Below are 7930 nucleotides of genomic sequence, written 5' to 3'. Positions count from 1 at the left end.
GGTGGTATTGCTGGTGGCTTATATCACTCGCAATCACCCGAAGCTTATTTTGCACATACACCGGGCTTAAAAGTGGTTGTACCGCGTAACCCTTATCAAGCTAAGGGCTTATTACGTGCCTCTATTAAAGATGATAACCCTGTCATATTTTTTGAGCCTAAGCGTTTATATCGTGCATCAACAGGCGAAGTGCCAGAAGAAGATTATAGTATTGAATTAGGCACGGCTGAAGTAGTACAAGAGGGTAGTGATATTACGCTTTTAGCGTGGGGTGCTCAAATGGAGATTATTGAAGAGGCAGCACAGCAAGCAAGCGAGCAAGGTATAAGCTGTGAAGTAATAGATCTTCGTAGTATTTTACCATGGGATGTTGAAACGATTGCTAAATCGGTTATTAAAACCGGCCGTTTAATCGTGAGCCATGAAGCGCCTATAACTAATGGCTTTGGTGCCGAGATAGCAGCAACAATACAACAAGAGTGTTTCTTGCATTTAGAGTCGCCAATTTTACGTGTATGTGGTCTAGATACACCATACCCGTTGGCACTTGAAAAAGAATACGTACCGGATGCACTAAAAGTGTTGGCTGCAATTAAACAATCAATGGATTTTTAGGGGTTACCATGGCTAAAGATTTTATATTACCCGATATTGGTGAAGGCATTGTTGAATGCGAAGTAGTTGAATGGCTAGTACAAGAAGGCGATACCGTATCTGAGGATCAACCAATCTGCGATGTTATGACAGACAAAGCATTAGTACAAATTCCGGCAGTGCATGATGGCGTAATTTCAAAGTTATATTATCTAAAAGGTGAGATTGCTAAAGTACATGCCCCTTTATTCGCTATGGATGTAACTGGTGATAGTACTAGTAATGAAGTAGTCGAAGAGCCAGTTCAAGCTGAAAATCAAACTAATAACAATGCATCTGATGTAGTTGAGGACTTTATACTACCAGATATTGGTGAAGGTATTGTTGAGTGTGAGATTGTTGATTGGTTAGTCGCAGAAGGCGACGAAATAGAAGAAGACCAAGCGGTTTGTGATGTAATGACCGACAAAGCATTAGTACAAATTCCGGCAAAATATACAGGCACAGTAAAAAAACTATATTACCAAAAAGGTGAAATAGCAAAAGTACATAGCCCGTTGTTTCAAATGACAATTGCAGGCAGTGCAGTAAAGCCAAATGTTGATATAAACCAAGCGGTCGTAAAGGCTCAAACTAATGCCGTCGCTGAAAAAGTTGCCTCTGTTAAAACGCAGCAAGCTGCAAAGGTTATCAATCAAAAAGCGGTTGCGTCGCCTGCAGTTCGTCGTAAAGCACGTGAACTTGATGTTGATTTAACGTGCGTACCAGGTAGTGGAAAAAATGGACGTATTTACAAGCAAGATATTGAAGAGTTTGTAAAAGGCGAAGTGCCAAATACTATTGATACTTCACCGCTTAATAGCGATGCTTCTCAAAGTGCTGTACAAAACCAAACACAGAATCAAAGCGGTGGCGTACGAGTAGAGCAAATTAAAGGTATTAAAGCGGCCATGGCCAAGCAAATGGTAGCTTCGGTTTCAACTATTCCGCACTTTACGTTTAGTGATGAAATCGACTTAACCCAGCTTATAGCTTTGCGCAGCTCCTTAAAAGAGCAGTACAAAGCACAAGGTGTAAAGCTCACCATGATGCCATTTTTTGTAAAAGCACTCTCGCTGGCAATGAAAGAGTACCCTGTACTTAATTCAAAAGTGAATGATGATTGCTCAGAGCTTACCTATTATAACGATCATAATATTGGTATAGCGGTTGATTCAAAAATTGGCTTGTTAGTGCCTAATATTAAATCATGCCAGAGTAAGAGTATTGTTGATGTGGCTAATGATTTAACCCGCTTAACTCACTCAGCGCGAGAAGGGCGTGTTGCCCCTGATGATTTAAAAGGTGGGACAATTAGCATCTCTAATATTGGTGCAATTGGCGGCACTATAGCAACCCCCATCATTAATAAACCAGAAGTGGCTATTGTTGCATTGGGTAAACTGCAGCACTTACCGCGTTTTGATGAAAGTGGCCAAGTTGTGAGTAAAGCTATTATGCAAGTGAGTTGGTCTGGCGATCATCGCGTTATTGATGGCGGCACTATTGCACGCTTTAATAACCTATGGAAATCGTACTTAGAAAATCCTTCGGCAATGATGATGGCAATGAGTTAATAATATAATTGTTTAAACCTGATAAAAAACCAGCAATTTGCTGGTTTTTTGTTTTAAAATAAATTGCTTTATATTAATATTAATTTGTTGAACAAGTTTAATCAACACTCAATGGATTGTGGTTTGATATAGGGATGTTTGAAATAATATTGACTTTTATTTTGTCAATTTATAAACCCCCTCATACTATCTTAATTATAACTCTGCAATTTTGTTTTAATGTAGGTACGAATATCAAATCCACTTATAAAAAATAATAAGGATTACAATGAAAGATCTTTTCTTTTTCGATTCAATGATAACCCCTAAAATAATCACTTTTATCTACTGGCTAATTTTATTTGCTTCATTAGTTTCAGGGATTACTGCTATGTTTACTAGTTATGGTGGTGGCTTTATTACTGGTATTGGCATTATTGTTTTCGGAGCAATTGGTGCAAGAGTTTGGTGTGAGTTTGTGATTGTGTTATTCAAAATAAATAGTAATTTACAAAAAATAGCTGATAAAGAAAATTAATTAAAACCAAGCTCAGCAATAGCTGAGCTTTTTTGTTTATGGCAATTTTAACTTAAAAAGTAAAGGCCATAGCCAACGGCCAAAGCAGGAATAGATGTATACACAGTCGCAATTACAGCCGCTTTGGGTGCCATTGCAATTGCAGGAAATAACGCATCACCATCGTTAGATATTGCATTAGCAGTTAATGTGCTAAATGGAATGATCCCCTGAATATATAACGTAGTAACAATTATTTGCGGACCACAACCTGGTAAAAAACCAATCACCACAGCAATAAGTGGGGCTAAATAAGCATAATGTGCAAACCAGTTTTTTAAATCAAGCCCTGCAATATTTACTAAAATCTCAAACAACATAAACGATGCCACTACCCATGCGGTCACAAAGTGTGTGTCTTGAAGTACTTTAATAATTTTAGAAGGTGGATTACATTCATCGTCTTCTGAGGTTACTTCTTTATAGCTTTCACCTTTAGAAGAATACGCCCATATAGTGACAGTAAATAACGCCATTGCAGCACCAAAAATACTAATACTTGTGCCTGTGTATTTTCCAAATTGATCAAAGTCGACATTAAATGCAATTAAAAAAGCAATAATGAGGCTTGGAATAATAGCGAACATCCAAACGGGTTTGCTTATTTTAATTATACGAGTTGGCAATACTTTAACTTGGTGTTTTTGTTCTTGCTTTGTTGGGCGTAAAAAGTCTTTTGCATGAAGGGCGTTTACTATAACACCACAAAGCGTGCCTACTACTAAGCCAATGGCCATTATGGTTAAACCTTCAGTAGGGCGAGTGGCAAGGAGTAAAAATGCGGCATCTCCCATTGTAGCTGTTAAAACAGCAACAATAGCCCCAAAACTTGCTTGGCCTTTTGTAAACTGGGTAACCACTATTATTGCACCACCACATCCAGGAAGGGCACCTAAAACGGCAGCAAAAAATATTTCTAATACCGGCGATTTAGCACTTAAATAACTAAGCTCTAATTGAGGTAAATGCTCTATGGCGTAGTAATAAATTAATAATGTAGCAGCAACAAATACGCTAACTTGAAAAAAAGCATCACTTAGTGCTGTTATTGTAATTTCACGAAGTGATGGCACAGCTAAGCATACCAGTAAAAAAAGTGGTAATAATAAACGTTTATTTTGGCTAACAAAGCGTTTAGAAGCGGGCGTAATAAATCCTATTTGAGAGAGTAAAATCATACAGTGTTACCAATTAAATAAACTTAGTAACACTGTATATTTTAATTAAATGATAATCAATATCATTTACATCTATTTAAATCGATTACTCTCTTTGAGTTTTTCGATGTTAAACCAATGCTACTTACGTTGAAATTCTGAGCTTGCATTCCACGTTGGCCATTGCTCTTGCTCCGAAATATCAAAACCTACTTTATAAAACAATTGTAAGTCTTGAACAGCACCCGATAAATCCCATTCGTCACGGTAACGATCACACGGTTGATGATAACAACCGCGAAGTACTAAACTCATGCGTTTACGGTAATTAGCTGTCTCTTCGTCAGCTGCGACTGTGCCGCCACCTGCGTACATGGCTGGAATCCCCATATTAGCAAATGCAAAGTGATCAGAGCGGTAATAGCCACCAGATGATGGTTTAGGATCGCCTGATATTGTTCTGCCTTGCTCTTTAGCTGCAGTTGCTAAAAACTCATCCATTTGTGACTTACCAATACCGACCACATTCATGTCTTTTACTTTGCCTAATAAATTTAAGCTATCCATGTTTATGTTAGCGACTGTTTTATTAGCTGCAATCACTGGATTAGCTGCATAGTATTTAGAACCTAGTAAGCCTTGCTCTTCAGCAGTTACTGCTAAAAATGTCATTGAGCGGCTAGGGTGCTTTGGTAATTTAGTAAAGGCTTCAGCTACTTCAATAAGCCCAGCGGTACCCGTTGCGTTGTCGTGAGCACCGTTGTAAATTTGATCGCCTTTACGTGTTTTATCTGTACCTAAGTGATCCCAATGCGCTGAGTAAATAACATGCTCATCTGGTTGCTCGCTTCCTGGTAACGTAGCGATAAAGTTATACGATACTGATTTTTTAATCGTGTTTTTAACATTAACAGAAGCAGTTAAATCGCCCATATCAACATGGTAAGCACCTTTAGCTGCGTTTTCTTTCGCAGTATCGAAATCTAATCCTGCTTTAGTAAAAAGCTCTTTTGCTACGTCAGTTGTAACCCAGCCTTCAACGGCTACGCGGTCCATATTGTTGTTTTCTTTTTGAAAACCAAACTGCTCACCGCTCCAAGAGTTTTCAACTACTGACCATGGGTATGACGCAGGTGCTGTTTCATGAATAATAATTGCGCCAGCTGCACCTTGTCGACTTGCTTCTTCATATTTGTATGTCCAACGACCGTAATAAGTCATTGCGTCGCCAGTAAATAAAGCAGGGTCTTTTGTTGCAAAGCCCGGATCGTTAACCAGCATTACAACCGTTTTGCCCTTAACGTCTAACCCTTCGTAGTCATTCCAATTGTATTCAGGTGCATTAACGCCGTAGCCCACAAAAACAAGTTCAGAATTTTCTATGCCTTCTTGTGCGCTAATGCGGCTGCTACCCATAACCATATCTTTTTTATATTGATAGTCTTTACCACCAATACTTAATACCATGTTTGCATCAGCCTCAAGCGACACAAGTGGAACTTCTTGTAAGTAGCTGTCGCCATTACCTGGCTCTAAACCTAGGGCTTTAAACTGCGCAGTTAAATAATCAAGCGTTAGCTTTTCGCCAGGTGATGAAGGAGCACGGCCACCAAACTCATCCGATGCGAGCACTTTTACATGTTTAGCCAGTTCATCAGCTTGAATACTGTTATAACCATTTGTTACATCAGTAGGGGTAATACTTGTTGTTGCGCAACCTGCTAAAACAGCAGTAGCGAGGAGTGTGAGAGAGAAATAATGTTTCATGTCAGCTCTTTTTTTGTTTTAAGTTGTGATTAGTATATTAACTTCTATTAAGCAGAACCAGTTTTTGCGGTAAACTTCTCGTAAATTATAGGCATAAATTGTTAAAGGTTTAAATGAAGCGTTTTACTCCCCCCGAGCAGTGGCAAATCAGTAGTTTAGAAACAGGTGCATTTGCGCATTTACGTGAGCTATTTAAAGTTAACGAACTAACAGATTGGCCGGCGCCGCAGTGGTTTTCTCCATTTTTAACTGCTATTAATGAGAATAATATTCCTATTACTTTTGAAGATGATGCAAAGGTAGACTTTGGCCAGCGGTATTACGAGCAAGTAATTTTTGAAACGGGTGTTGTACCTACACGAAGTAAAAATTGGCATGACTTATTTGGTGGGTTTATATGGTGTTTATTTCCAAAAACCAAAGCGTTAATAAACCATAGACATGTGCAAGATATAGCTGAGCATGGACTGCAACAGCGTACTAAGCATCGTAATGCACTAACGCTTTTTGATGAGTGTGGTGTTGTATTAGCTATAAGTGAGAGTAAATGGCAGCAGTGGCTTTGCGATCACCAATGGAAAACTGCATTCGTTGAACACAAACATGAGTGGGGTAAAACAATAAAACCTTTTATGTTTGGTCATGCTAATTATGAAATGCTAACAAAGCCTTATATAGGTTTAACGGGTAAAGCGTTATTTGTTTGTGTACCGAATGAAATATTTTGTAAAGATTTAGTAACTCAATACCAGTACCTTGACCAAGCCCTTTATGAGATGATTAATACAGATAACTGCTTAGCCGATAACAAAAAGCTTTCACCGCTGCCTTTATTAGGTGTGCCAGGCTGGCATGACGAAAACAAAGATGACTCTTTTTACAACAATACAGATTATTTTAGAGCGAAACGAAGGATGCGAACATGATAGAAGTTGCTGGGCTTAAAAAGAAATTTAAGCTAACTAAAGATCACAAAAAAAATAAAATAGACGACATCGATCCTCGTGAAGATAAAGACTACTTTCACTCAGTACGAGACGTTAGTTTTAGTTGCGCTAAAGGTGAGGTACTTGGATTGCTCGGCCCAAATGGTGCGGGTAAAACGACGACACTGAGAATGATTTCAACCGCGTTAAAGCCCGATGAAGGCTCAATAACGATTGCCGGAAACGATATTGTAAAAAAACCGCTACTGGGCCGTAAGTCTATTGGATTTTTATCAGGCTCTACGGGGTTGTATGGCCGCTTAACTGTAAAAGAAAACATAGAGTATTTTGCAAAGCTTCATGGCATGAACAAAAGCGATATTGCATCGCGTTGTGATGAGCTATTTACATTGCTAGACATGCACAAATTTGTAGATAAACGGGCAGAAAACCTTTCAACGGGGATGAAGCAAAAAGCAAATATAGCGCGTGCAGTTGTTCATCGGCCAGCAGTTGTGGTACTTGATGAGCCAACAACGGGCCTAGATATTATGACCACACAAACCGTTATTAAATTTATCAAAGGTTTAAAGGCGCAAGGGACGCCTGTTATTTTCTCAACCCATCATCTAGATGAAGTAGCCCTTTTATGTGACCGTGTCGCTGTAATTAACGAAGGAATTAGCTGTTTTGACGGGACAGTAGAAGAGTTTAAACAAGCAGGTAATAGTGATGAGCTTAATCAAGCGTTTATGAATATATTAACGGAGAAACATGATGTTTGAGGTATTTAAAAAGGAATTAAGAGAGTTATTACGCGATAAAAAAACGCTATTATTTGTTGTCGCGCTTCCTGTTGCTATATTTCCGTTATTGTTTGCCGTAATGGCATTTATAAGCTCGCAAGCTGCAATGGACGCTGAGCAAAAAGTAAATACTTACGCGATAATCAACGGTGAATACGCACAAGAGTTTACAGATAAAGTGTTTTATCACAAAAGTTTTGAGCTTTATAAAGGGGATAAAACCTTTAACAATATTGATGAGCTTAAAGCAGGTGTAATCGCTGGCGATATTGATATGGGTATTTATTTACCAAGTCATGCTGTGCAAACATTGAACGATGGAAAACAAAGCCAGTGGCAGGTTGTTTTTAACGATTCAAAATCTATCAACTTTTTATTCGAACGCGTTAAAGAGCTCGCAAAAGAATACAGTGACGTGCTGCAAACTCAAAAGCTAATCAGTTTTGGTATTGAAGAGTCTGTTCAAAAATCTATTCTTAATCCAATTGAAGTCATAAAAGTAGATACC

The 7930-nt window shown here is 38.5% G+C and carries 8 protein-coding genes; 6 read left to right on the top strand and 2 right to left on the bottom strand.

Annotated features, from left to right (window positions below; translation table 11 throughout):
- The 3 genes from L652_RS0103790 to L652_RS0103780 form a co-directional block, all read left to right on the top strand.
- A partial coding sequence (locus L652_RS0103790) for a transketolase C-terminal domain-containing protein (protein WP_024603304.1) occupies positions 1 to 615 on the top strand: 615 nt, incomplete at its 5' end.
- Positions 616 to 623: 8 nt separating this feature from the next.
- Positions 624 to 2210, top strand: a complete 1587-nt coding sequence (locus tag L652_RS0103785) for a dihydrolipoyllysine-residue acetyltransferase (RefSeq protein WP_024596864.1) — start codon at positions 624 to 626, stop codon at positions 2208 to 2210.
- A gap of 268 nt (positions 2211 to 2478) precedes the next feature.
- A complete protein-coding gene (locus tag L652_RS0103780) occupies positions 2479 to 2727 on the top strand; it encodes a DUF4282 domain-containing protein (RefSeq protein ID WP_024596863.1) in 249 nt (82 codons plus the stop codon).
- Between the two features lie 47 nt (positions 2728 to 2774).
- On the opposite strand, the gene L652_RS0103775 is transcribed toward L652_RS0103780, so the two are convergent.
- Positions 2775 to 3944, bottom strand: a complete 1170-nt coding sequence (locus tag L652_RS0103775) for a putative manganese transporter (RefSeq protein ID WP_024596862.1) — start codon at positions 3942 to 3944, stop codon at positions 2775 to 2777.
- Positions 3945 to 4064: 120 nt separating this feature from the next.
- Positions 4065 to 5690, bottom strand: a complete 1626-nt coding sequence (locus tag L652_RS0103770; RefSeq protein ID WP_024596861.1) for a M28 family metallopeptidase — start codon at positions 5688 to 5690, stop codon at positions 4065 to 4067.
- Between the two features lie 113 nt (positions 5691 to 5803).
- Between L652_RS0103770 and L652_RS0103765 the strand changes: the two genes are divergently transcribed.
- The 3 genes from L652_RS0103765 to L652_RS0103755 all read left to right on the top strand — a co-directional run.
- Entirely contained in the window at positions 5804 to 6616 is an 813-nt protein-coding gene (locus L652_RS0103765; protein ID WP_024596860.1) for a DUF3025 domain-containing protein, read from the top strand.
- Complete coding sequence (locus tag L652_RS0103760; RefSeq protein ID WP_024596859.1) at positions 6613 to 7401, top strand: ATP-binding cassette domain-containing protein; 789 nt, start codon at positions 6613 to 6615, stop codon at positions 7399 to 7401. Before L652_RS0103765 ends, L652_RS0103760 begins: the two co-directional genes overlap by 4 nt.
- Positions 7394 to 7930, top strand: a 537-nt coding sequence (locus L652_RS0103755) for an ABC transporter permease (protein ID WP_024603303.1), incomplete at its 3' end; no start/stop codon positions are given. The genes L652_RS0103760 and L652_RS0103755, both read left to right, overlap by 8 nt.

This window comes from Pseudoalteromonas sp. TB25, assembly GCF_000497995.1.
In the GTDB taxonomy this organism is placed as follows: domain Bacteria; phylum Pseudomonadota; class Gammaproteobacteria; order Enterobacterales; family Alteromonadaceae; genus Pseudoalteromonas; species Pseudoalteromonas distincta.
This window is presented reverse-complemented; position numbering and strand designations above follow the sequence as displayed.

What these genes read in the sequence shown, in the direction of transcription:
- L652_RS0103770 (WP_024596861.1), bottom strand. Translation starts at nt 5,690, where the DNA reads ATGAAACATTATTTCTCTCTCACACTCCTCGCTACTGCTGTTTTAGCA.
- L652_RS0103780 (WP_024596863.1), top strand. Translation starts at nt 2,479, where the DNA reads ATGAAAGATCTTTTCTTTTTCGATTCAATGATAACCCCTAAAATAATC.
- L652_RS0103775 (WP_024596862.1), bottom strand. Translation starts at nt 3,944, where the DNA reads ATGATTTTACTCTCTCAAATAGGATTTATTACGCCCGCTTCTAAACGC.
- L652_RS0103760 (WP_024596859.1), top strand. Translation starts at nt 6,613, where the DNA reads ATGATAGAAGTTGCTGGGCTTAAAAAGAAATTTAAGCTAACTAAAGAT.
- L652_RS0103765 (WP_024596860.1), top strand. Translation starts at nt 5,804, where the DNA reads ATGAAGCGTTTTACTCCCCCCGAGCAGTGGCAAATCAGTAGTTTAGAA.
- L652_RS0103785 (WP_024596864.1), top strand. Translation starts at nt 624, where the DNA reads ATGGCTAAAGATTTTATATTACCCGATATTGGTGAAGGCATTGTTGAA.